At 55.5% G+C, this 22,404-nt stretch carries 22 protein-coding genes and 3 pseudogenes; 14 read left to right on the plus strand and 11 right to left on the minus strand.

The annotated features are described in order from the left end of the window. Positions 1-122 precede the first annotated feature (122 nt). Positions 123-350, minus strand: a pseudogene (locus OHL20_RS18165) (IS6 family transposase); the annotation flags it as partial. Between the two features lie 14 nt (positions 351-364). On the opposite strand from OHL20_RS18165, the pseudogene OHL20_RS18170 reads away from it, so the two are divergent. Next, positions 365-628: pseudogene (locus OHL20_RS18170) on the plus strand (IS66 family transposase); the annotation flags it as partial. 412 nt (positions 629-1,040) lie between these two features. Here OHL20_RS18170 and OHL20_RS18175 read toward each other — a convergent pair. Then, positions 1,041-2,391, minus strand: a pseudogene (locus OHL20_RS18175) (ISNCY family transposase). A gap of 101 nt (positions 2,392-2,492) precedes the next feature. Between OHL20_RS18175 and OHL20_RS18180 the strand changes: the two are divergent. Continuing rightward, positions 2,493-4,031: an IS3 family transposase gene (locus OHL20_RS18180; RefSeq protein WP_263384579.1), complete on the plus strand. Its 1,539-nt coding sequence runs from the start codon at positions 2,493-2,495 to the stop codon at positions 4,029-4,031. Between the two features lie 47 nt (positions 4,032-4,078). On the opposite strand, the gene OHL20_RS18185 is transcribed toward OHL20_RS18180, so the two are convergent. Together OHL20_RS18185 and OHL20_RS18190 are read right to left on the minus strand one after the other, a co-directional pair. Then, entirely contained in the window at positions 4,079-4,396 is a 318-nt protein-coding gene (locus OHL20_RS18185) for a hypothetical protein (RefSeq protein ID WP_263384580.1), read from the minus strand. A 178-nt stretch (positions 4,397-4,574) separates the two neighbouring features. Further along, complete coding sequence (locus OHL20_RS18190; protein ID WP_263384581.1) at positions 4,575-5,513, minus strand: helix-turn-helix transcriptional regulator; 939 nt, start codon at positions 5,511-5,513, stop codon at positions 4,575-4,577. A gap of 6 nt (positions 5,514-5,519) precedes the next feature. Between OHL20_RS18190 and OHL20_RS18195 the strand changes: the two genes are divergently transcribed. The 3 genes from OHL20_RS18195 (at position 5,520) to OHL20_RS18205 (ending at position 7,383) form a co-directional block, all read left to right on the plus strand. Then, positions 5,520-6,425: an SDR family oxidoreductase gene (locus OHL20_RS18195; protein ID WP_263384582.1), complete on the plus strand. Its 906-nt coding sequence runs from the start codon at positions 5,520-5,522 to the stop codon at positions 6,423-6,425. Between the two features lie 291 nt (positions 6,426-6,716). Continuing rightward, a complete protein-coding gene (locus OHL20_RS18200; RefSeq protein WP_263384583.1) occupies positions 6,717-6,914 on the plus strand; it encodes a hypothetical protein in 198 nt (65 codons plus the stop codon). Positions 6,915-6,918: 4 nt separating this feature from the next. Further along, complete coding sequence (locus OHL20_RS18205) at positions 6,919-7,383, plus strand: hypothetical protein (RefSeq protein WP_263384584.1); 465 nt, start codon at positions 6,919-6,921, stop codon at positions 7,381-7,383. Positions 7,384-7,690: 307 nt separating this feature from the next. Here the strand turns inward: OHL20_RS18205 and OHL20_RS18210 are convergent, their stop codons facing one another. After that, positions 7,691-8,863 (minus strand): FAD-dependent monooxygenase, encoded by a 1,173-nt coding sequence (locus OHL20_RS18210; RefSeq protein ID WP_263384585.1) that lies wholly within the window; start codon positions 8,861-8,863, stop codon positions 7,691-7,693. A 76-nt stretch (positions 8,864-8,939) separates the two neighbouring features. On the opposite strand from OHL20_RS18210, the gene OHL20_RS18215 reads away from it, so the two are divergent. Next, entirely contained in the window at positions 8,940-9,569 is a 630-nt protein-coding gene (locus tag OHL20_RS18215; protein WP_263384586.1) for a TetR/AcrR family transcriptional regulator, read from the plus strand. 388 nt (positions 9,570-9,957) lie between these two features. Beyond that, positions 9,958-10,428, plus strand: a complete 471-nt coding sequence (locus OHL20_RS18220) for a MarR family winged helix-turn-helix transcriptional regulator (protein ID WP_263384587.1) — start codon at positions 9,958-9,960, stop codon at positions 10,426-10,428. A 1-nt stretch (position 10,429) separates the two neighbouring features. Here the strand turns inward: OHL20_RS18220 and OHL20_RS18225 are convergent, their stop codons facing one another. Together OHL20_RS18225 and OHL20_RS18230 are read right to left on the minus strand one after the other, a co-directional pair. After that, complete coding sequence (locus OHL20_RS18225; RefSeq protein WP_263384588.1) at positions 10,430-10,837, minus strand: ester cyclase; 408 nt, start codon at positions 10,835-10,837, stop codon at positions 10,430-10,432. 419 nt (positions 10,838-11,256) lie between these two features. Next, positions 11,257-12,339, minus strand: coding sequence for a YncE family protein (locus OHL20_RS18230; protein ID WP_263384589.1), 1,083 nt, complete (start codon positions 12,337-12,339; stop codon positions 11,257-11,259). A gap of 115 nt (positions 12,340-12,454) precedes the next feature. On the opposite strand from OHL20_RS18230, the gene tnpA reads away from it, so the two are divergent. The 3 genes from tnpA to tnpC all read left to right on the plus strand — a co-directional run bounded on the left by tnpA (position 12,455) and on the right by tnpC (position 14,919). Continuing rightward, entirely contained in the window at positions 12,455-12,847 is a 393-nt protein-coding gene (gene tnpA / locus OHL20_RS18235; protein WP_263384590.1) for an IS66-like element accessory protein TnpA, read from the plus strand. Beyond that, complete coding sequence (tnpB, locus tag OHL20_RS18240; RefSeq protein ID WP_263384591.1) at positions 12,844-13,191, plus strand: IS66 family insertion sequence element accessory protein TnpB; 348 nt, start codon at positions 12,844-12,846, stop codon at positions 13,189-13,191. Before tnpA ends, tnpB begins: the two co-directional genes overlap by 4 nt. Before the next feature lie 198 nt (positions 13,192-13,389). After that, entirely contained in the window at positions 13,390-14,919 is a 1,530-nt protein-coding gene (tnpC, locus tag OHL20_RS18245) for an IS66 family transposase (RefSeq protein WP_263385044.1), read from the plus strand. A gap of 99 nt (positions 14,920-15,018) precedes the next feature. On the opposite strand, the gene OHL20_RS18250 is transcribed toward tnpC, so the two are convergent. Together OHL20_RS18250 and OHL20_RS18255 are read right to left on the minus strand one after the other, a co-directional pair. Continuing rightward, on the minus strand, positions 15,019-15,846 hold the full coding sequence (locus tag OHL20_RS18250) for a COG4705 family protein (protein ID WP_263384592.1): 828 nt from the start codon (positions 15,844-15,846) through the stop codon (positions 15,019-15,021). 203 nt (positions 15,847-16,049) lie between these two features. After that, on the minus strand, positions 16,050-16,724 hold the full coding sequence (locus OHL20_RS18255; protein WP_263384593.1) for an O-methyltransferase: 675 nt from the start codon (positions 16,722-16,724) through the stop codon (positions 16,050-16,052). A 369-nt stretch (positions 16,725-17,093) separates the two neighbouring features. On the opposite strand from OHL20_RS18255, the gene OHL20_RS18260 reads away from it, so the two are divergent. From OHL20_RS18260 to OHL20_RS18275, 4 genes are all read left to right on the plus strand, one after another. Further along, the gene (locus OHL20_RS18260; RefSeq protein WP_263384594.1) at positions 17,094-17,771 is read left to right on the plus strand and encodes a response regulator transcription factor; all 678 of its coding nucleotides are present in this window, start codon (positions 17,094-17,096) and stop codon (positions 17,769-17,771) included. Between the two features lie 53 nt (positions 17,772-17,824). Further along, positions 17,825-19,174: a sensor histidine kinase gene (locus OHL20_RS18265; protein WP_263384595.1), complete on the plus strand. Its 1,350-nt coding sequence runs from the start codon at positions 17,825-17,827 to the stop codon at positions 19,172-19,174. A gap of 248 nt (positions 19,175-19,422) precedes the next feature. After that, on the plus strand, positions 19,423-19,821 hold the full coding sequence (locus OHL20_RS18270) for a hypothetical protein (protein WP_263384596.1): 399 nt from the start codon (positions 19,423-19,425) through the stop codon (positions 19,819-19,821). Between the two features lie 167 nt (positions 19,822-19,988). Next, positions 19,989-20,477 carry a c-type cytochrome gene (locus OHL20_RS18275; protein ID WP_263384597.1) on the plus strand — a complete coding sequence of 163 codons (489 nt, stop codon included), beginning with the start codon at positions 19,989-19,991 and terminating at the stop codon, positions 20,475-20,477. A gap of 193 nt (positions 20,478-20,670) precedes the next feature. On the opposite strand, the gene OHL20_RS18280 is transcribed toward OHL20_RS18275, so the two are convergent. After that, on the minus strand, positions 20,671-21,408 hold the full coding sequence (locus tag OHL20_RS18280; protein ID WP_263384598.1) for a LytR/AlgR family response regulator transcription factor: 738 nt from the start codon (positions 21,406-21,408) through the stop codon (positions 20,671-20,673). Next, on the minus strand, positions 21,405-22,361 hold the full coding sequence (locus OHL20_RS18285) for a sensor histidine kinase (RefSeq protein WP_263384599.1): 957 nt from the start codon (positions 22,359-22,361) through the stop codon (positions 21,405-21,407). The genes OHL20_RS18280 and OHL20_RS18285 overlap by 4 nt, the downstream gene beginning before the upstream one ends. Positions 22,362-22,404 lie beyond the last annotated feature (43 nt).

Consider the following 22,404-nt stretch of genomic DNA (forward strand, 5'->3'; position numbering starts at 1 on the left):
TGACCGTCATGATTGTGGATCGGGATCCGCATTGCTATCTTGCCGGTGACGGCCACGACGACTCTGTTGCAAGAAATAGGCATGAACAGGGGGCGTCCCGGGGGTGGCGTTTGATCTGGACGTCAGGCGGGTTGGAGTTCAAGCTGTTCCGTGATAACTGCGACGGCCTCGGCGAGCGTACTGGCACCGATCCCGAAGGCGCGTTCGACGATGCGCGCCTCGCCTCGGATGTCTTGTGTGAGGTTGAAGATCGCCGCCTGGCCCTTACGTAAGGCACGCATCACCTTAAATCCCATGATAGTCGCATAGGCGGTCTTCAGCGTCTTGAATCTCCGCACTCGACGGATCAGTCCGCTGCGGCGACGACGGGCATCTGGAGATCGACAACAACGCCGCCGAACGCGCGTTGCGCGTCGTCGCGCTCGGAAGGAAGAACTATCTCTTTGCGGGGTCGAACGCCGGCGGAGAACGGGCCGCCGCCATCTACTCGCTGCTCGGCTCGGCCAAGCTCAACCCCGAGCTCTATCTCCACCATGTCCTCGATCGGATCGCCGACCATCCCATCAGCAGGATCAACGACCTGCTGCCATGGAACATCACACTCGCAAACCAGGCCGCACCAACTTAGTTATGTATCCACATAATGCTAAGTGGATACATAACTCTGACACCCTTCATAAGAACGGCCAAGACCAAAGCTTACGTTGTAGCTGGGCATGGTGACACGCCATTTTTGCAGGCTGGCCAAACTGCGGGTTGCAAGACTGCATCCGGCCTTCAGATGAACGAAGCGGAAATGGAATTGATGCCTGACTTCTTTCTTGGAAAATAGACCTGGAGGTCAATTCAACCCGACATCGACAACCGTGTTGGCGCCCGATAGGAATGTCTCTGTGGGCGCCGGATAGAAATGTCAGTATAGGTCCTTCTGATAACTCGTAGTAGTCGGTGCGGTGGGAATGTGTGAAATCGCTGCACTTGCGATTTCCAAGGACTGTGGGAAGGGAGGGAAACGGCTTTATTGTTTTCCTCCCTTCCCATCAGGCCGTCATTTCCACCGCGGGCGCGTCCGCGAGTTTTTCTTTGTGGTCAGGCCCATAAACCTGGCGCGGTCGTTTCTTGTATCCGTTCTTGTCACTGTTGGTCAGGATCTCGGGCAAGCGCTTGAGATCCTGCTGCGCCTTCACCGTAGCGAGTGCATGTCGCAACCTCTTGTTCTCGACGATTGCCGTGTGACTGACACGCTGATCCTTGCTGAAGATGCGATAGGGAGGCAGTTGACCCTTCCATCGCACTTCAAGCGGCCGATCTGCGAAGTCATAGATCTCGACATACTGACCTGCCAAGCCATCCGCTAGAGCACTTCGCTCCAGGATGATCTGCCTGCGATCGTAGGCCAGGCTGAGCTGCTGGCCTACATGGCGTTTGTTCACGATGGCACAGGATGTCGGCCAGGCGAGGAGCCTGCACGTTCAGCTTGCGATGCAGATCCTCAGCCTTCACCGCGGACAGTGAAAACCTCTCGTTATAGTGCTTCATGAACTCGGGCAGGAAGGCGTTGCCAGTGTCCATGTCGCAGACGTTCTCAAGCCGAAGTTCCTTCACAAGACGATCCTGGAGCGTCCGGTTGGCTCGTTCCACACGGCCCTTAGCCTGGCTTGAGTTCGCACAAAGGATCTCGATGTTCAGCTCCGCCAGGGCGCGGCCGAACTGCGTCATCCCCGAGCCGCCCTTCGCATCCGGCTTGTTGACGCGGAAGACAGTGTGCTTGTCGGAGTAAAATGCGACAGGGCAGCCGTGCTCGTTCACGTAACCCTTGAGCGCGGCGAAGTAAGAGTCTGTGCTCTCGCTGGGCACGAAGCGCAGTTGCATCAGCTTGCTCGTGGCATCGTCGATGAAGACCAGTAACGTGCATGGCTCCCCACGCTGCTCGAACCACCTGTGGTCACTGCCGTCGATCTGGATCAGCTCACCATAGCTCTCCCGCCGAAGGCGAGGCTGGTGGAAGCTTCTGCGTTGCTTGCGGGACTGCCAGACACCTTCCTCCAACATCCACGATCGCAGGGTCTCGCGGCCAACCTGGAGGTCATGCTTCGCAAGCAGAACTTCAGTCGCCAACGTTGGCCCGAAGTCAGCGTACTTCGACTTGACGAGATCGAGCACGTACTCACGAACGCCAGCGCTCATGCTGTGGTTCGAGGACTGACCTCGACCCTTATGGATCAGCCCACCCCCACCGTCCTCTCGAAACCGGATCAGCAGCCGGTTGACCTGCCGCGCGGTGATCGCCAGCACGACCGCAGCCGAAGCTATCGTCCGCCGGCCAGACAGCACTTCCGTCAAAACCTCGATGCGCCGTACGTCCCGTTCGCTCATCAGCACCCATCCCATAAACATCCGTCTCCCAGGCCAGACCTAGGAGAGTACTTGGGACACTTCTATCGGGCTAGGGGGGGTGCGGACGAAAACTTGGACTGGCCAGGAGGTCGTCCATGTATTCGTATGAAGATCGCATTCGAGCGGTCGAGCTCTACGTCACGTTCGGAAAGCGGGCAGCTGCTACTGTTCTTCAGTTAGGTTACCCAACCACAAGAGCTCTCAAGCGCTGGCATGAGGAGTACCAGCAACGTCATGATTTGCCGGCTGGCTATGTGCGCTCCAAGCCGAAGTACTCACCCGAACAGAAGGCCATGGCAGTTGCTCACTACTTGAACCACGGCCGCTGTCTTGCTTTCACGCGGAGGGCGCTGGGATATCCGGGAAAAGGACAGCTCCCGGCCTGGCTTGATGAGTTGTCCCCCGAGTCCAGGAGACGCGTCACCGGCAAGGCCGGGAGCGTCTCTCGCCCTTCAGAGATAAAGCAGGCGGCAGTCATCGCACTCTGCACTCGAGGGGAGAGTGCACAGCAAGTTGCTCAGAGGGTAGGCGTGAGCAGGCCAACGTTATACAACTGGAAAAACAAGATACTTGGTCGCGAGGTTCCTGCATCGATGAAGCGCCACGACGATTCACCACAAGCCCCTGAAAAGAGAGAACTGGAGCGGCAAGTCGAGTTGCTTCGACAGGACATCCGGCGATTGCAGCTTGAACACGACATTTTGAAGAAGGCGAATGAACTGCTAAAAAAAGGTCTGGGCGTCGATCCGCAGCTTCTGAGCAATCAGGAGAAGACCCTGCTGGCTGATGCCCTGAGACAGACCTACGCGCTTTCAGAACTGTTTGCCGAATTAAAACTTGCCCGCAGCTCCTACTTTTATCACCGTGCGCGGCAGCGGGCTTCTGATAAATTCGCTGACCTGCGCTGTGTCCTCACGAGCCTCTTTGAACTCAATCATCGTTGCTATGGCTATCGCCGGATGCGAGCGGCTCTCTCGCGGCAGCAAGTCTTCATTTCGGAGAAAGTCGTGCGGCGTTTGATGAAGGAAGAGCGCCTCGCCGTTTCCACCCCGCGTCGTCGCCGCTACGGCTCCTATCTGGGAGAGATCAGCCCTGCGCCGAAGAATCTTATCAACCGCGACTTCCAGGCGACGGCTCCGAATGAGAAATGGCTTACCGATATCACTGAGTTCCATATCCCGGCCGGTAAGATTTATCTGTCACCAATGATCGACTGCTTCGACGGTCTGGTCGTTAGCTGGACAATAGGCACACATCCCGAGGCTGAGCTTGTCAATGCGATGCTGGATGCAGCCATCGAGAAGGTGACCCACAGCAACGATCGGCCTGTTGTCCACTCTGATCGCGGTGCCCACTATCGCTGGCCGGGATGGCTCTCACGCATCAGCGATGCGAAGCTGACCCGGTCCATGTCGCGCAAAGGATGCTCGCCAGACAATGCGGCCTGTGAAGGCTTCTTCGGACGGCTGAAAACAGAGCTGTTCTATCCTCGTAACTGGCAGGCGACAACCATCGACCAGTTCATCGAGCTGGTTGACTCCTACATCCGCTGGTATAACGAAAAGCGGATCAAAATCTCGCTCGGCTCACTCAGTCCTATGGAGTACCGCAAAAGCCTTGGGCTCGCAGCATAAAAAGAAGCCGGTCCAAGTTTTCGTCCGCACCCCCGGGTAGGACATTTCTATCCGGCGCTAATAAACCGACTATACATAAGCAGGCTTACCGGACGTAGTCCATTGTTTTTCCAGCCATGTTCCAACAGTATGGCGAAGTTCATCGGTTGTGCGAGGATGTCGTTCAGTTCCTGACTGGAGATGGATCCCGCAGAATCGTAGCCGGCCACAGTTCGCTTCTTAGAAAAGGCGAGCAGCTTGCGAATCAGCTTCGCGTCAGCTCCGATGGTGTACTCGAGAGTTTCGATGGTGCGGGTATGGTGCCCTTGCTGATTAGTAGTCCGATACCCGCTTGCACGCAAGGAGGTGTTGGCAAGCGCGAGCACAGCGTTGAAGCTCGTGTAAAAGCGCAGATCGTCAGAAATGCTTCCGACGGCGCGTCGTTCATAGAGCGAGCGACTATGCCCATTTGGTCTTCGATTTCTTGGCGGTTGTTGCGCAGGCTACGCCGGCGATGACACGCTTTAGCTCAATCTTCCAATGAGCGTCAGTCGTTTGCGAATTTCATTTATACGGCGGTGGCATTCGCGAAGAATGGTATGAACCGCTTTCATCACTAGCAACCATACGCATAATCCGTTCCGCCATCTCTTCAGTTGCCGGCATGAAAACCATCATCGTGAGATCCTGGCGTCCGTCTACGGCGAAGTTTGAGACCTCGAAGCTCATTTTGCCCAAACTTGGATGCTGCATGTCCTTTGCGGTGTGACTTACTTTAGACACGGCATTGTCCTGCCATATTGCTTTGAAGGCGGGACTGAAACGCGACAGTTCATCAACCATTGCAGCGACCTCAGTCACAGCACCAGCCCTCGCCACGTCTGCGCGGAAGCCTGCGACAGCCAATCGCGCAACAGCTTCCCAGTCGTAATACAGAGTCTTAGCGTCTGGATCGACGAAGAGCATTCGCAGCGTGTTCCGTTCTCCGGCAACATCGTGTCTAAGGTTGGGACAGATGAGCTTCGCAGCCTCGTTGCAAGCCACGACATCACAGGTTGCCGTCTTAATGAACGCCGGCGCAGGACTGAGCTTGTCCAGCACCCGTTGCAATCGAAGTTCAATATCCTCGGCCCGCTTGTAGCGACTTTCCGGCGCTCTCCCCAGTCCGATGAGGAACAGATGTTCGCGCTCGGCATCGGTCAACAGAAGTGCGCGCGCAAGATTATCGAGAACATCAGCCGAAGCTGCTCCTCCCCGTCCTTGCTCTAGGCAAACATACCAAGCGGAACTGATGTTCGCACGCTCTGCAACTTCTTCCCGCCGCAGACCGGGGGTCCGACGGCGGGTGGAAGAGAAGCCGAAAGAAGCTGGATCGAGTCTCGCCCGTCGATCCTGGAGAAACTTTCCAAGGGTCCAGTCGGGGTCCGTCTCCACGCTCATGGTGCCAGTTTTTATCATAGGATAGATCCTCGTCTTTACTATGGTAGCCGATGCTTCCATCATGGAGTCATGGTCGAGGAGGCCATGTTCATGCGTGTATTTGTAACCGGAGCGACAGGATTTATCGGCAAAGAATTGGTAAGAGAACTCATCAACGCAGGCCACAGGGTGCGTGGACTGACCCGCAGCGAAGCTGGCGCTGAGCAGCTGACGGGAGCAGGGGCCGAAATACACCGCGGTGATATGGAAGATCTGGACAGTTTGCGCAGTGGCGCAATCAGCATGGACGCCGTTATTAACTTGGCGTTCGACCAAGACTTGTCGAAGTTAGCCGAAAATGCGCAGAAGGAAATTAGTGCAATAGAAGCGATGGGCGCGGTACTCGAGCCGGGCAAGCTGCTGCTGGTGACTTCGGGTGTCGCCATCGTTAGCGGCAAGCCGGGACAAGTGCGCATGGAGACCGACCCTGCAATCGATTCACCGGTGATCCCGCGCAAACCGGAACAAGCCGCGCGAGCGGTAGCAAAGCGAGGCGTGCACGTTGGAGTGCTCCGTATGTCGCAGATACATGACATCTATAAGCAGGGCCTTGTCATATACCTGATTCAGATCGCGCGAGAGAAGGGGGTTTCAGCTTACGTCGGTGACGGAGCGTTCCGCTGGGCTGCAGCTCCCTTGAAGGACGTGGCATGGCTCTACCGCTTGGCTTTAGAACAGACAGGGCCTGGCGTAACCACATTCCACGCTGTGCAGGAAGAGGGAGTGTCATTACGGGAGATTGCGGAAGCAATTGGCAAAGGCCTTAACGTACCGGTGGTTTCGATCCCTCCGGAGCGGGCAGAGGAGCATTTCGGCATGTTCTCTCACTTCGTAACGTTGGACATGCCAGTGTCAAGCGAATGGACGCGCAAGACCTTGAAGTGGGATCCAAGCGGACCAGGTATGATCGGCGATCTAACGAACATGAAGTTCTGAAGCCCCGGTACTTGTGGCGAGTACCAGCTTTATTAGGCTCCTGAGCATAACCAAGACCGTGAAAAGAGAGGGCATAAGACACTCAGGCTCACGCAGGACAGGAAGGAACGGACCTCCACCCTGTCCTGCGTGAGCCGACATTTGAGGCACGAATTAAGGGCTGCGCCGTAATAGGGGTCACTACACCAAACGTCAAAAATCGTACGCTAACGCTCCGAGCTGAGGATCACCAACGGTCGTGAAGTTCGCTTGTGGGGACTAAACAAACAAATGATTCGATAGACTTGCACGATGCGGCGATCAATTGACTCCGTCCCAGAAATAGTCAAATTCGTGCTGCTCACCATGGCGCTCTACTTCGCCGCGCAGACAGTGATTGTCATCCTGCACGAACACGCGCACAGCACAGCGGCCTGGTTTCTGGGGTATACACGTACCCCCTTTTACCGTGGTCTGGGGCAATCCGCTGACGATCCTTGGTTGGGATGAAGGGGTGCCGTACGATCGGCTTTTCCCATCTCCCGGTCATCCTGCGGAAGCTGTAATTGGCGGCATTCCGTTGCTGATGCATGCGCTCCTCGCGGCGTTCGGGTTGTACTTTCTACAAAGGCCCCTGTCCACCTGGCGCAGGCTCACGTTCTATGCAGTGTACTGGTTCGTGGTCGCGAACCTGACTGAACTGGTTGCATACATTTTTATGGGCCCATTCATAGCGACAGGCGACACAGGGCGCTTTAATGAGGGCTTCGAGCTTTCCCCGTGGCCACTCTTTTTGGTGGGTTCAGCGCTGCTCCTAGTCGCGCTGTGGACGCTGCTGCGCAGGGTGATGCCAAGGCTCGACCTGGTCGCGGGTGAAAGCAGAACAAGATACCGGATCACAGTATGCTTCACCGCCTTCGTCATGTTTCTGTGGGGAAGCGGGCTGCGGATCATGTTGCTGTACCCTGACCGGCAATGAAGATGGGGACTGGTTGGTGTATTTGCCTTCATCGGCTGGATCGTTGCAGGTCGCTCCCGAGCAGCTCTTCCATTGACTCAAGCAACATCTGGACTCTGACCATCGATTCGGTTACAGAGAAGCTGTCGTGCGCGTCTCAGACGGATAGCCGACCGTCTTCGTTGCACAAACGGTTCGTTTGCACAACAAAGCGTGAGGGGCCTGTCGGTGAGCACATTGGCGATTTTGCACCAACTCAGAAGAGTTTCTGACGGGAGGCACTTTTCTGAAGACGTATCTACCCGCCAAAGATTCCCTGTTCTCAGGTTTATTGAACTGCTTCTTCATGCGCGTTGAAGCGTGCATTCCTCTGCTTAATCTCCTCCTCTGTTCTCGGAGCGAACATGGCGAGATCGATTTCGACCGCTTGCCGTTGAATCTGCTCAACGTTGGGGCGCAGGCTCCGGTCATATTTCTGGAACGCCGTCCCGAAGTCATCTGGATGCATCTGAAAAGCATCGGCTAAAGCTGCAGCTCCAAGAATTGCCATGGAACCGCCCATTCCTGCCGCGGGCGAAGGGCAATATCCTGCATCACCCACCAAAGCGACACGGCCTTTGGTCCACGATTCCATCCGGATCTGGCATAGCTTATCGAAGTAGAAGTTTTCGCAGGTGTTCATCTCGAAAAGCAGTTCCGGTGTTCTCCAGCCTCGACCTCCGAAATGCTGCTGGATCATTAGCTTTTGCTGTTCCACGTTACGGCGGTCGTAGGCGATCTCCTTATCCGAGAAGAAGGAGAACGCGATATCCGTCTTGCCGTTATAAGCATTGAGCATCACGGTCCTGCCCGGTAGATTAAACATCTGCGAGGTGTTCTCTTCAATCAGAAGTTTGTTCACGATCGTGAGCGAGACATAGTGCTGCAGGAAAAGCGAGAACAAGGACTCTTCACCGAAGCAGATCTTTCTAACCACTGAGTGAATCCCATCGCAGCCAAACACAAGAGAAAAAGATCGCTTCGTTCCGCTCGTTAACGTAACGGCGACTCCCTCATCGGTCTCCTCCAGGCCCCAAATGCTGTCCCCGAAGAGGAATTCAACGTCGTCCTTCACCTTGTCGAGGAGCATGTCGAGGAGATCGTTCCTCTCGATCTCGTATCCTTCCTCCTGTGCGCTGTTCTGGTCGTCCGCTGTCCTTGTGAGGCGCGCGAGAGGTGTCCCATCGGCACTCAGAAATTTGATGGGCCGCGGCGGAAGACCTTGGGAGCAGATGCGGTCAAGCAAGCCCATGCGCCGCACAACCTCAATCACACCTTCCCTGATATCGACGGGAGTTCCGCCCCTCTTCGGGCTTTCTGCAATTTCGACGATAGTCACCGCATAGCCGAGGCAGTGCATCCACCAAGCCGTAGCCAACCCTGCGAAGCTGGCTCCCACGATGAGAACGCTCGATTGTTTCCCCTTCATTATCTGGTTCCCCGCAAATTGCTCTGTACCCATTAAGTCACCCCGCTTCATACTTATACTATGTCAAGTTATAGACTGTGTATACTAAAACGGAAGGGGCTGAATCATCGTGAATCGACAGACTCGCAAGCGGCTCGCAACACGGCAGAAGATCTCCGACGTCGCGACCGGTCTTTTCATCAGGCATGGCTTCGACCAGGTAACCATGGGCGAGATTGCCGAGGCCGCTGACGTCTCCCGCATGACCGTGTTCAATCACTTCGCCCGAAAAGAGGACATGTTCTTCCACCTCGATCAGGCAGGGCGCGATGACGTATTGACTGCCCTGCGGAAAAAGCACCCTGGAATTGCTCCCGTGGAAGCGTTGCGACTCTTTGCGCATCGAGCCATCGCCGAAGAACGGCCCTACGTTCGCTTTTTCGATAATGGAAGCAAGAGGTTCATCGAGACGGTTCGGGGGAGCGAAGCGCTTAAGGCCCGAGCCAGGACCATACGCGACGAATTGTCAGATGTTCTGAGACTGGCGCTCACGGAATCTGTGCAACGTCCCCCACTCGATCCCGCGGCCTGCCTGGCAGCCTCGATGCTACTTGCGACATGGACCGTAGCCCTGAACGAGGGCTATCGCGTATACGAATCGAACAAGGATGTCGAGAAGGCGAAGAAGACCTTTCTTAATTTGGTCGATCAAGGTACGAAAGGCGTGCAGGCAGCGATCAAGGGCACTCCGTACGTTTGAAGTGACCGGTACCATGAGCCGACTTCTCGGAAGCAATCAGCCTCTCGGATCTCAAGTGGCGCTAACAGACCTTAGCGCGAATCGACACCTCGGCCGGGGTGCTTGGGCGCCGATCGTGGAGGGCTAAGAGCGGAACTTCCCATTAGCGTAAGATTTTTAACGTCTGGTGCAGTGACCCATTCTAAGTCGCGCGAACCGGCTGTCGTGAGCTCGCCTCCGCCATGAAAGCGAAGCAGCAACAATGACCAACCTTGCGCTGTCGTCATTTTCAGTGTCTTGACGACAAACGTACGCCGGTATCCTGACGAAAGAGCGGGATCAGTGGCTGATGCTTATATAGTTTCGGTCTGAACGCTTGGTTGTAAGTCCAACGAAGTAGACTTTGGACATGTCCGACCTCAGATCGACGCAGAGCGTATCGAAAGAGATGTTGAGCATTGCAGATCGCTTGAGACAGCTCATAAGCCGATGGGTCCGCATCACCCGCGACCAGGCTGGAACTCCCACTTCGGTACAAGTTGAGACGCTAAGGATACTCAACAACGAGGGACCGGCGAGTATAGCCGCGCTCGCACAGCAACGTGCGGTGAAGCACCAGAGCATGCGTGTCGTGGTCGAGCAGCTCGCGATCGAAGGGACCATCGTGAAGAGCGCCGACCCCACCGACCGCAGAAACCAGATCGTCAGCATCACTGGTAAGGGGAGATCGCTCTTGAGGCAGGAGCGACGCGCCCGCGCGCTGTGGATCGCCCAGCTCCTGCAGCAGAGTTGTACCTCAGATGAAGTCGCTCAAGTCATCGCCGCGATGGATACCCTTGAACGAATTCTGGCCAAGGCTCCGAAAAACAGCTCCTCGTAGCTTATTTGAGGCTCGCAATGACTGAGGACAACGTATTGATACCCCAGTGCTCGGCATACTGCCCATTCGCGAGTCTCACAACATCTATAACGTCGATGGCGACCTCTTTATGCGTTGGGGCGATGGACAGGAAGACACCTGTGTGGATTCCAACGATCGTCTTACGAGTGGTGACCTTGTCTCCCTCGGCAATTTGATCATGAATCGCCACCCGCAGGCCAGACAAGGCCGGTCTGAGAATGTTCTGAAAGGTATGCCACATGCCCTCGGCGCCTTTTGAAGTGCCCTCAGGAGCAGAATGATTAATGAACCCGTCTGCCATTAACTCCTTGAACACAGCCTCATTTCCTTCTTGTATGACCTCGCGGTTAAAGCGGAGCACAACTGATTTGTTCAATTCTGTTGACACAAAAAACCTCCTTGTCGTTCCAGAACATTATACAGGTACCCTGTACGTTTTTACTGGTCGGTTCCCGTCGTGGTGCTGCGGGTTGTACCCGAGAGGCTGGCGCTGTGAACTGCACACATGAACGTTTGTGAAACGATCTATAGAGAAACCCCAATCTCAGCGCCGTGATCGCACGAGAGTATGCAGCGGTAAGCCTCTAACTCAAAGCGCCATGGATCATTTCCGACATAACCCTCAGGGGAGAAGTGCCACCCCGTAACTGACCAGCTCGTACTTTAGCGGGAACCTAGCGAACGGACAGTAGACTAGCAAGTGCGGACGCTCCGGCCGGAGCCTCCGACCCACTCAAAAAGCTAGGATCCCGCCGTAACGCTTATAGTCGAAGAGCGTTCGAATCGGCACTGATCCATAAGCTTGGATTAGTTGACTTGTTGCGATGATGCCCAACCAATCCCGTCGGCATTGTTTCCAACTTTGATAAGTCCCTTGATGGACCAATCAGACAGATTGATCATGGCAACGTAACCACTCTTCATGCAAGCTACATAGGCGGTCCGATTGTCAGGCGTGATCACTACTTCATGCGGTCCTTTGGGAACGGAGATGGTTCGAACTATCTGTTGCGTGTACAAATCGACCACTGCTACCCCATAGGAGTTCGGGAGGCTCACGAGCAGCCATCGTCCATCCTGTGTGGTCCCAGTTCCGTATGCGACTGCAGGGAGAGAGATCCACTGCTTTATGGTGTTCGTCGTGGTGTCGATCGCGGCGAGCCTTGGACTAGTCTGGTCGGCGGTAAAAACCGTGCGGTCATCCGGTGTGATGGAGATGCGTTGAACGTTGCCAGACACTTTGATTACGCTAAGCAGCTTGCGTGCCTTCAGGTCTAGGACTGAGACAGTGCCCGGCCCTACGTTCGCGGTGTAGCCGAAACGGCCATCGTGTGAGAGCACCAGCATATGAGACTGATCTTGACCTGTCGGAATGTAGCCAACGATCTTCAGGAGTTTGGGGTCAATGATAGTGACCGTCTGATCAACCTCCGTCGTCACATAAAGCAAACCATCCCGCGGATTCATCACGATGCAGTGTGGACGGACACCGTGACCAAAATCAAGCCTGCCCACAATTTTGTGAGAGGCAAGATCTATAGCGAGCAGCTCCCTCCCATCCGTTCCAGCATCCCCAACACTGGAATCGCCGTAAATAGGAACGTAAGCGATTTTTCCATCTAGAGACGCAGCTACTTCATGACCTGCTACTACGCCTTCCGGAACACGAGCTACTTCTTTGACAGCGTTAAGGTCAACGATGCTGATGTTTGAATCAGCTTGGTTGACTGCGATCAGGGTACCCTGGGATGTTTGAGCGAAGATGCACTGCGGCAATGATGAGGTAAGGATCAGTATCGTGGCGAGACCGATGTGTGAGTAGAAGTGACGAGCGGCGGAACTTCTCTCCGAAAAAGACATAAGAACATTGTGGAAAATCGTGGTTTTCATGGATGCTTCCTCCGAGTCAGAACTTAGTTGTTGAATCTGTAGATTTGCTGAAGTAGAGTAAGCGTACGCCCTTCCCATCTGGTAGCGGATTGCCCTCAGGAGTGATGATGGCGTCATGATTGAGGCTGCGGTGAGTGACGTTCGTCGTGTTCGCCATTGGCGGAGTGTCGCCGAGAAGCGTCAGATTGTGCAGTTGACGATGGAACCGGGTGCGAGTGTGGCCGAGATCGCTCGCTCGTACGGATTGAACGCGAACCAGTTGTTCAAGTGGCGACGGGCGTGGGATCGTGGTGAGCTGATGGAGGGCGCTGGATCTTTGCTCCCCGTAACGTTGTCGAGTCCGGTTGAGCCTGCTACCGTTGCTCCTGAAGAGACCGTCGTTGTCGCCGAGCAGCAGTCGAGTAGCCCTTTGATTCATATTGAGCTCCCAGGTAGAACGATCATTCGGATAGAGCGTGGTGCCGATCCTGAGATGGTCCGCCTGGTTCTGAAGAGCGTGAGCCGGTGATCCAGCTACCCGCAGGTACCCGGATCTGGATCGCTGCCGGCGTCACCGATATGCGGCGAGGCTTTCATGGCCTCAGCGCCCAGGTGCAGACTGTTCTTGAACTGCATCCCTTCTCCGGACATGTCTTCCTTTTTCGCGGACGCAGAGGTGACATCGTCAAGTGTCTCTGGTTCGACGGGGATGGTCTCTGCCTCTTCGCCAAGCGCTTGGAGAAGGGCCGTTTCGTCTGGCCGAAGGCAGACAGTGGTACCGTCTCACTGTCCCCGGCGCAGCTCTCGATGCTGCTCGAAGGGATCGACTGGAGACACGTCGAGAGAACCTGGACCCTGCAGAGTGCCGTATAGAAGATCGGCATATTCTCCAGTATTCATCGGTTTTTTATAGATGTAACTACGCCGGATCAGTGCCATACTACAGGCATGGATTGCGCCTCCATCACTGATCTGGATAGCCTGGACCGTGAGGCGCTGATCGCGATCTATCTGGCGCAACAACAGCAGCTCTCCTCTCTCATGACCGGTCATGGGCAAGAGCTGGAACGCATGGAAGCGGAGCTTGAGCTGCAACGAGCCGAGCTCGAACTCCAGCGAACTGCACTCTCTGAACAGTTCGCAGAACTCCACTCGCGCAGTGAACGCATCGAGCACCTAAAGCTGATGGTAGCGAAGCTGCGCCATGTAATCTTTGGGGCGAAGAGTGAGAAGATTCTTGTCCAGCTCGGTCAGCTGGAGCTCCAGTTGGAAGAGGAAGAGAGCGCCTTGGCAGAGGTAGCAGCGGAGCTCGAACGTATCGCTCCCACGCCTGAGCCGAAGCCACGAACAGAACGCAAGCCGTTGCCAGAGCACCTTCCGCGCGAAGTGATGACGTATGCCCCCGATGCAGACTGTTGCTCGGAGTGTGGAGGCGAGCTAAGACAGTTTGGCGAAGACATCTCCGAGCAACTGGAGTACGTCCCCGATAGCTTCCGGGTGATCCGCCATGTGCGGCCGAAGTTCTCCTGCCGAGGATGTGACCTGATCGTCGAGGCACCCGCACCCTCACGGCCGATCGAGCGAGGACTTGCAGGACCAGGACTGCTGGCTCATATCCTGATGTCGAAGTTTGGCGATCATCTACCTCTGTACCGGCAGTCCGAGATCTATGCCCGGCAGCAGGTCGAGATCTCCCGTTCCACCATGGCCGGTTGGGTCGGCGCAGCCAGTGAGTTGCTTAGCCCACTGGTCGACGCCCTCCGCAGGCATGTTCTCGCCGGGCAGAAGCTGCACGCCGACGACACACCGTTGCCGGTGCTCGCTCCAGGCAACGGGAAGACCAGAACCGGACGGCTGTGGACCTACGTGAGGGATGATCGACCAGCCGGCGTTGAGATTCCACCGGCAGTCTGGTTCGCGTACTCGGAGGACCGCAGGGGAGAGCATCCGCGCCAGCACCTCAGCAGCTTTGAAGGAACGCTGCAGGCCGATGCCTATGCAGGATTTCAGCATCTGTACCGCAACGGGCTTACCGAAGCGGCATGTTGGGCCCATGCCCGCAGGAAGTTCCATGAGATCCATATCGTTCACGCATCGCCAACGACCACTGAAGCCCTGAACCGCATCGGTGCCCTCTATACGATTGAGGACGAGATCCGCGGCAAGCCAACCGACAGGAGGCTCAGTGTTCGTCAGGCAAGAGCCAGACCATTGCTCGCCGAACTGCGTGCCTGGCTGGAAACCGCACAGGCGAGACTGTCCGCGAAGAGCGCTACTGCGGGTGCGATCCGATACGCGCTCTCGCGGTGGCACGCCCTGATCCGCTATGCCGATGACGGGCTGTTAGAGATCGATAACAGTGCCGCTGAACGTGCTCTGCGTGCAGTAGCGCTTGGCCGCAAAAATTTCCTGTTCGTCGGATCGGACGCTGGCGGACGAAGCGCCGCTGCCATGTACTCCCTCATCGGATCCGCAAAGCTCAACGGGCTCAATCCGGAGCGCTATCTGAACACGGTCCTCGCAAAGATCGCGGATCAACCAATCAGCCGCATCGCCGACCTGCTGCCATGGAATCTGCAAGCCCCTTCCCCAACAAGCTAAGACACACGCAATAGGTGTCCGCTAAAAAATAAGCGGACACCTATTGGACACTCTTAGACCATCAAGGGGACACGGCGTACGCTTACGAAGTAGAGGGCGCTATGGCTTTGCAAGTTGTTTTTCGATGGCGGAGGACTTCCACAGGAAGAGAGTTGCAAGAAAGAGGGTGCAGCTCAACGCCGTGCTGAAAGGAAGGCCGAGATGAAGACCGTTGTTTAATCCTGGGTCGTCGCGAAACGCCAGCCAATCGCCCGCGGTCGTCCCTGCCGCCCGCACGGCAATAAGCGGGATCCAGTAAGCAGCCTTGGTGGTCCATCGCGATCGGCCCCCAATGGCAAGCACAACAGCAAAGATTGCGCCGAGCACGAGCGTGCCGTACCCCGTGCCGAGATGGAGTTGCTCGGCTGTGCAGTCTCCGATCGCGGTGCCCAGAGTTCCAGCGGTCAGGAGTGAAAGCCAGTACCAGGCGCTCGTTGCCGGCCGCCCCATTTCATTCGTCCCAGCCGCGAGCAGCCGTGGCAGCACCGGCCACACAACGAGTGTCTGCAAGACGGCTAATCCCAGAATGACGCTTGGATAGGGCCATTCGAATGTATGGGTGGCAAGATCGGCCAGATTCGTTGCGCCTGCGCGCAAGACAATCACAACAGCCCAGTACCAAGCCTCAGTCGCCCGGGCCGATTGGCGTTCACCGAACACGAGCGCGCCGAAGACAACGGCCAATGGAGCCAAACCGATCCAGTGATTCCAGTGTGCGTAAAACGAAAGGCAATCGCCCAGGTTGCAACCAAAGATGCTAGCCAACGTAATGGCAGTCCAGTATCGGGCGTCGATAGCCGGCACATTTGCGTAGCGCATGGGCCGAATGATGAATGGCCAATGGGAGCCCTTTGCCCGCTGTTTCAAACTTGCGACTTGCTGATTCATCGGTTGATCTCCCAACTCACTTATTCGTTCTTGCCCACTCAGTGGGCTTCAACAAAAGTGAAGTTACGGGAAGATACTGAAGATCTGCTGAAACGCCGGAACGATATTTTCAGAGGGAACGCATTGTATTTGCGTCCCCAACTCAGATGGGGGACGAGACCATACCAGTAGAGACTACGGTCTCGTCGCACCAATCCGCGGCCCTATCGGAAGGACAGTTCCACTCCGTCGTCCAGCGGGATTTCACACGATATGTACCCGTTAGCTCGATCTCGCACATAGTCTAAGTAGGGTCGGCATTTTGCAGCGAGGCTGATAACATCATCAGCCACCACCAGGCAGCGCGGGGAAAGAACCGGCTCCAATTTCTGAAGCAGTGGCAGGTAAAGAGGCTTCCAGCCATCGAGGACGAGCATGTCAATCTTTTCGACCCCCGCAAGCGTGGTAAAAGCATCTCCCTGGCGCAGTTCAATCAGGTCTGAGAGGCACGCCTGCTCGAAGTGCTGCGCCGCACGTAGTACTTTCTCCGAACTGTGTTCGGTCGTCAGGATGCAGCCCGACCCGTTGTCGCGCAAAGCCGCCGCGAGGTGTATGGCCGAGATACCAAACGAGGTCCCAAACTCGACTATGCGGGACGGCTTGTGGGTTCGAACGAGAAGATAGAGAAGTCTTCCAACCTCTGGAGCCACAGCCATGAACGTTCGATTCTGAATCGAAGCTAAGGTGTCGTCGTCCAAGCGTCCGTTTTCAGCGGCCTTGAGGGCAGCCTCTTCTTCGAGCTTCAGTTGAGCGTCGTTTTCAACGGCTTCGCTGTATAGACGCAACAAAACCGCTGCAACTTCGGGTTTGAAGAGCGTCATTTGCGCGGGTGCTGCCACGGTCGAAGCTTCGCGAGCCTCGGTAAGATGATGAGGGGGACGAAAAACATTACGGGTAAAGCCATAAACACACCTCCGCGCTCGCTGGCAAAAGAGCCAGTTCGCATAAACAGGGTGCGTTGGTTACCGTAAACGCTTACGACGTGCAAACGGGATGTCTGCCGCAATTCGACTTTGGGGCAACCAGCAAAATTTGTCAAATCATGCGCAAGAATCTTTGACGACGAAGAAGGCCCGATCCAGCGGAGATCACATCTTGTCTTCACACCCTGGAACCCTCTACAGCAAATCTTCAGCTACCGACCGTAACCTGCTACATGGCGGCTAATCTTAGGAAGCGACGTTGGTCGCGAAGGAGCACTTGCGTTCGTGCATATCCTCATCGTGGAAGATAAACGGAGTCTCGCTAAAACACTGAAGACGAGCCTCGAAGAAAAAGGCCACACGGTGGTTCTTGCGTTCGACGGGCTAGAGGGCCTTTCCCATGCGGAGACGGATCACTTCGATGTAATGGTGCTAGACATCATGTTGCCGGGGATCGATGGCTTCGAGGTCATCCGAAGACTCCGCAAGGGCAAACATCCATTGCCAGTGCTAGCGCTGACAGCTCGGGATACAGTCGGCGACATTGTTGCTGCGCTGGATCTTGGTGTTGACGACTACTTGACCAAGCCGTTTTCTATGGTGGAGTTTATGGCCAGACTTCGTGCTGTGGCGCGTAAGGGACCGGTACAAAATGTAAAGCTTGAGGTCGCGGACCTCGTCCTCGATCCCGCAAGTGGACAGGTCAGCCGCTCGGGCTTGCCGTTGTCTCTGACTCGCACGCAGTTCGTTCTCCTTGAGTACCTCATGAGACGCGCGGGGCATGTCCTAACGCGTGACGCGATCATCGAACGCATTTGGAGCGACAACCCGGACATCGAGGCCAACACACTCGAAGTCTTCATTCGAACACTCCGGTCAAAGATTGATGTCGATCGCGACGAAAGCGTCATCAAAACAGTGCGGGGTGTTGGATACCGCATGGACGCGGAGGGGCCACGATGAGGCCGCCCCCGATCCGGGTTCGGCTGACGGCTTGGTATCTGGCAGTAATCTTCTTGTCTCTCGTCCTGTACTCCATTGGTATGTACTTTGGTCTTCGAAAAGCGATTGAGGACACAGTCGATCACCAGCTTCAGGCGCGTAGCGCCAACATCGGGCAATTCCTGAAGACAAATGCAATCCAACAAGGGGCTAACGCGCCGCAGCTTCTTCCCAGGGCCAGTTGGTTGGGTCCTGGCGATGAACTCTATCAGGTGACAGATGCCACCGGTGCCATGATCTTCCAGTCTTCGGCGATGCGCGACCTGGATGTGCCGCTCGACAAAACGCGGCTTCGTCACCATTATCGTCATTACCGCGATGACGGTGACTTTACAACCTACTACCATCGCCAAGGCGATGTCCGTGTCTTAGCTTCTAAAGTGCAGGTCGGCGATAACGAATACAACGTTCAGGTCGCGACTATCGTCAGCCCGCTCTATGACGTGCTGCAAACGTTCCGCGCATGGGCCTGGACCGGTTTACCCCTTATCGTATGTCTTGCAGGTTTTGGCGGCTACTGGCTTAGCGGACGAGCGATGAAGCCGGTCCACAACCTTGTCATCTCAACCCGGGCAATCTCTGAACGAACTTTATCCAAACGGATTCAGGTGTCTGAGGCGCACGATGAGCTACGCGAGTTGGGGGACACCATCAACGCGATGCTCGGCCGGCTAGAGTCGGCGTTCACGAGGATTACTCGTTTTACTTCAGATGCCTCTCACGAGTTGCGAACTCCCATCACGGTCATTCGCACCACGTCAGAGGTGATTCTGGAGAGAGATCGCTCGACCGAGCAATATAAGGAAATGGTTGGGCAGATCCTGCGAGAGTCTGAGTCCACTTCGCTGTTGATCGAACAACTCCTCACCCTGGCACGGGCTGACGCGGATACTGAGCAGCTTTCCTTGGAAAAGACGGATTTGCGCGCACTGGTTGAGGAACTGGTGCCTGCCAGCAAAGCACTTGCTGAGAACCGAAACATTCGCTGGTCGGCACAGATTCCGGATGAACCCGTTGTGGTGCTTGGAGACCGGCCGCACTTGCGACGCTTGCTGTTAATTTTTATTGATAACGCGTTCCGGTACACCGACATAGACGGCTCGGTTCGGCTAAGGCTGGCTGCGCAAGAAGGCCAAGCGCTCCTTGAAGTGACCGATACCGGCATCGGCATACCACCGGACGAACTGACCCAAATCTTTGATCGCTTCTACCGCGCGTCGAATGCGCGTTTTTTCGAGCCGGATGGAAGTGGCTTGGGTCTGTCGATTGCCCATTGGATAGCAACGGCCCACGGTGGCACCCTAACAGCGCAGAGCATGCTCGGTTCGGGCACTTCCATGTTAGTGAGCCTTCCGATGGTCTAGGCGGTATTAGGTGACGTTGGTCGAGTGTAGGGCCGGCAAGACTGCGGCCCGTTCGTGTGCGGTCTTCGCATCTTCAGCATCTGCTGGATATGTCCTTGTTTCCGTGATCACCAGATGCCTAAGAGTTGGCCTGGACACAGGGCGTGAGCACCTTTGACTGTTGCAGTTCATGTTTATTGAATTCTTCAACAGACCTTCAGGTGTAGGGCATAACTTCAAACATGTGCAATGCACAGGAGGTACTACAAATGCGATCCATCACTTACAAACTCTTCCTCGCTTCAGCATTCGTCGCTGCGACATTTATGTCGGTCGCCGCAAAAGCCGAGACCACACTCAATGTTCCTTTCAGCTTCAACGTAGGCCACAATCTTGTTCCCGCCGGAACGTATTTGGTCGAGCGCAGTGGAGCACCTTGGGAGGGATTTGTCACTCTCAAGAATATACAGACGTCATCGACTTTCACCTGGGCCCTTGCTCCAGGAGATCCTGCGCCGACTGATACTCGCGTTGTCCTAAGGTTCGATGAGATCGGACAAACGCACTTGCTACGGTCAGTTCAGTACCATTCGATGATCACCTCCCAGCTGGATGAATCCACACGAAGCAATCAGCAGAACGATCTGCACTCTCGCGAAGGAAGTTAGCCCGTCGCAGACGCTGAGCGTGGTAGAAACTTGTTTGACGGAATAGAGAAGAGTCCATTGAGGGAACCTGAACGGGACCACTTTGTTCCATAAAAGAAAGGTAGGAGCCCTTGTTAAAGTGGAATGTGCGAAGTGCATCGTGGTTTGCTGGCGGCGTATTGTTTGCGATGGCGCTGCTGTTCGGAGCTGGATGGGTATACCTTGCCAACGGCAGCTTGCCCGTGGCTGTGGCGGACCGAGGCTTGCCTTTCGAACAGCAGCTCGTAGACATTCCGCTGGATGCAAGGATCGGCAGGGGGAAGCAGCCCGCCCCCTTTTACCCGAATCAAGTGGTCTATGAGGCCGGTGCCTCGATCTATCGAGAGCACTGTGCCTCGTGCCATGGAGATCCAACGAGCAACGTGGAAGCTGCTAAGTGGATGTACCCAAAAGCCCCGCAATTGTGGAAGCAACACGATGACAGCGATGTTGTTGGAGTAAGTGATGATGAACCCGGCGACACGTTCTGGAAAGTGAAGAATGGGATTCGGTTGACGGGGATGCCGGCGTACAGTCACCTCCTCTCGGAGGAGCAGATGTGGGATGTTAGCCTACTCCTGAAAGCGGCCAATCAACCCCTACCTGATTCGGTGAAGGAGCTCCTCTCAAAGAAGTGAGGGAATCGGCCAAAGTTCGCTTTCATGGCAGGTGCCCGATATCGTCTGCTCGCTCGTGTGCCGATGATTTGCCAGGTTCAGAGGCTGGAACAAGCTGACTTGGCTGTCGGGCATTCCTCGCACGACCGGTTAGGTAAGGGACGTGGGCAAGTTTCCTAACAGCCTCGTTGCTGCCGGAACTTTAGCGGCGCGTTCATCGGCTCTCGCCGTCAAGCCCGTTCAGGGCCTTTCGAGTCGACAGCAAATAGGTGGGCCCAACTTGAACCAAAGTCCCATCTTTAAGGAGCAGGCTCGACGCACCTCTTCTGAAGTTCTTCCAGCCGTGAACCCATCGCACCGCCACTAACGCAGATCGATGTACCCGAACGACCGACGATCCTAGCCGCTCGGAGAGCTGTGACATCGTCGCTCTAATCATGTGAGTTCGTGTACTGGTATGAATCAAGGCGTAATCTTTTGCGGCTTCAATCCAGATAATGTGGTCTTCTGGGAGGCTTCGACCGTTGGCCAGGATGAAGGACCGCTGCGCTTGATCGTTCGGCGGGACATGTGTTGGGTGTATAGCGATCCTCTCTGCTTTTCGTCGCTCCGCACGAGAGATGGCCTGTCCTAATCGCTCCAGGTTGAGTGGTTTCAGCAGGTAGTCCGTTGCTTCTACCGAGAATGCTTCTTCCCCGTAATTGTCGAAAGCGGTGACGAACACTACCTCAGCGGCGTGATCGCGTCCAAGAGTTGCCGCTACTTCAATCCCGGTCTTGCCGGGCATGTCTATGTCTAGAAAGACAAGATCGGGATTGAGGCTCCTAATCATGCTCAGCGCCTGATCTCCGTCCGACGCAGATCCAATCACCTCGATGTTTTCAAAAGTGGTGAGTGCCTGAGACAGTCCCCGACGTGCCAGTGGCTCGTCATCCACGATGAGCACCTTCATTGACATTCCACGCTGTTAGGACTGTTAAACTGCAAAGGCATGCGAAGTTCAGCAAGAAAACCTTTTTCGCGCTGCTCAGTCCTCATCATCGCCTCGTTTCCATGAAGTGCATCTAGACGTTCCGCGACGTTTTTCAGTCCTACGCCAGTTCCTGCTTTTGCAGTTACGCCCAGAGAACAGGAACCATCATCCTCCACGGTCAGGATCAGTTCCTTCTGATCGGCACGGGCTGAAATCCTAACATGTACGGCTTCCTTGGAGCGCGAGACACCATATTTGACAGCATTTTCAACAAGGGGCTGCAGAATCAGGCTTGGGACGAGAGCGTCGCTGAGGTCCGGTTCACAGAGATAGTCCACTACGAGGCGCTCTCCGAAGCGCACCGATTCGATTGCAAGATACGCCTGCGTAGTCTCCAATTCTGCGGCCAGTGTAATAGATCCATCCATTGATGAGGAAAGCGAAGCACGCATGAAGTCGGCGAGCCGCGAAATCATCTCTTCAGCTTCGTGAGCACCCAAGTCAGCAGCAAGGATAGAAATCGCATTCAAAGTATTGAATAGAAAATGCGGATTGAGTTGATACCTAAGGGCAGTGAGCCGCGCTTGCTGCAGGGCTGCACGTTCCGTTGCCAGTTGTCTTTCTCGGGCCAGAAGCGTTTTACTTGACGCAAGAAGAGCTAAAGCGACTATCTGCAGGCTGAACAGCAGATTGTAGTAGACCCAATTGAAGCGTGCCATAAGCACATCGCTCTTGGTCGGCGTCCGAAAACTGAGCAACGGTAAGTTCTGCGCTTGAACGATCAAGTCGATGGTCCACAGTGCTGATCCAGCCAAGAGAACCAGGCCTCCCAACAAACACCACTCGCGAGAGGTGCCGCGCCCTAGCAGCCGCTCTGCGAGAACAGACAAAACTAGAGAGATCAGCGGTCCGGCAAGGCTTGTTACGAGCACCTTGACTGTTTCTCCTCTTTGGGGCGGGCCTAGGAAGGACATC

It is taken from the genome of Granulicella arctica, assembly GCF_025685605.1.
GTDB lineage: Bacteria > Acidobacteriota > Terriglobia > Terriglobales > Acidobacteriaceae > Edaphobacter > Edaphobacter arcticus.

What these genes read in the sequence shown, in the direction of transcription:
- OHL20_RS18180 (WP_263384579.1), top strand. Translation starts at nt 2,493, where the DNA reads ATGTATTCGTATGAAGATCGCATTCGAGCGGTCGAGCTCTACGTCACG.
- OHL20_RS18190 (WP_263384581.1), bottom strand. Translation starts at nt 5,513, where the DNA reads ATGATGGAAGCATCGGCTACCATAGTAAAGACGAGGATCTATCCTATG.
- OHL20_RS18195 (WP_263384582.1), top strand. Translation starts at nt 5,520, where the DNA reads ATGGTCGAGGAGGCCATGTTCATGCGTGTATTTGTAACCGGAGCGACA.
- OHL20_RS18200 (WP_263384583.1), top strand. Translation starts at nt 6,717, where the DNA reads ATGCGGCGATCAATTGACTCCGTCCCAGAAATAGTCAAATTCGTGCTG.
- OHL20_RS18210 (WP_263384585.1), bottom strand. Translation starts at nt 8,863, where the DNA reads ATGGGTACAGAGCAATTTGCGGGGAACCAGATAATGAAGGGGAAACAA.
- OHL20_RS18220 (WP_263384587.1), top strand. Translation starts at nt 9,958, where the DNA reads ATGTCCGACCTCAGATCGACGCAGAGCGTATCGAAAGAGATGTTGAGC.
- OHL20_RS18230 (WP_263384589.1), bottom strand. Translation starts at nt 12,339, where the DNA reads ATGAAAACCACGATTTTCCACAATGTTCTTATGTCTTTTTCGGAGAGA.
- tnpA (WP_263384590.1), top strand. Translation starts at nt 12,455, where the DNA reads ATGATTGAGGCTGCGGTGAGTGACGTTCGTCGTGTTCGCCATTGGCGG.
- tnpC (WP_263385044.1), top strand. Translation starts at nt 13,390, where the DNA reads ATGGAAGCGGAGCTTGAGCTGCAACGAGCCGAGCTCGAACTCCAGCGA.
- OHL20_RS18250 (WP_263384592.1), bottom strand. Translation starts at nt 15,846, where the DNA reads ATGAATCAGCAAGTCGCAAGTTTGAAACAGCGGGCAAAGGGCTCCCAT.
- OHL20_RS18270 (WP_263384596.1), top strand. Translation starts at nt 19,423, where the DNA reads ATGCGATCCATCACTTACAAACTCTTCCTCGCTTCAGCATTCGTCGCT.
- OHL20_RS18275 (WP_263384597.1), top strand. Translation starts at nt 19,989, where the DNA reads ATGGCGCTGCTGTTCGGAGCTGGATGGGTATACCTTGCCAACGGCAGC.
- OHL20_RS18280 (WP_263384598.1), bottom strand. Translation starts at nt 21,408, where the DNA reads ATGAAGGTGCTCATCGTGGATGACGAGCCACTGGCACGTCGGGGACTG.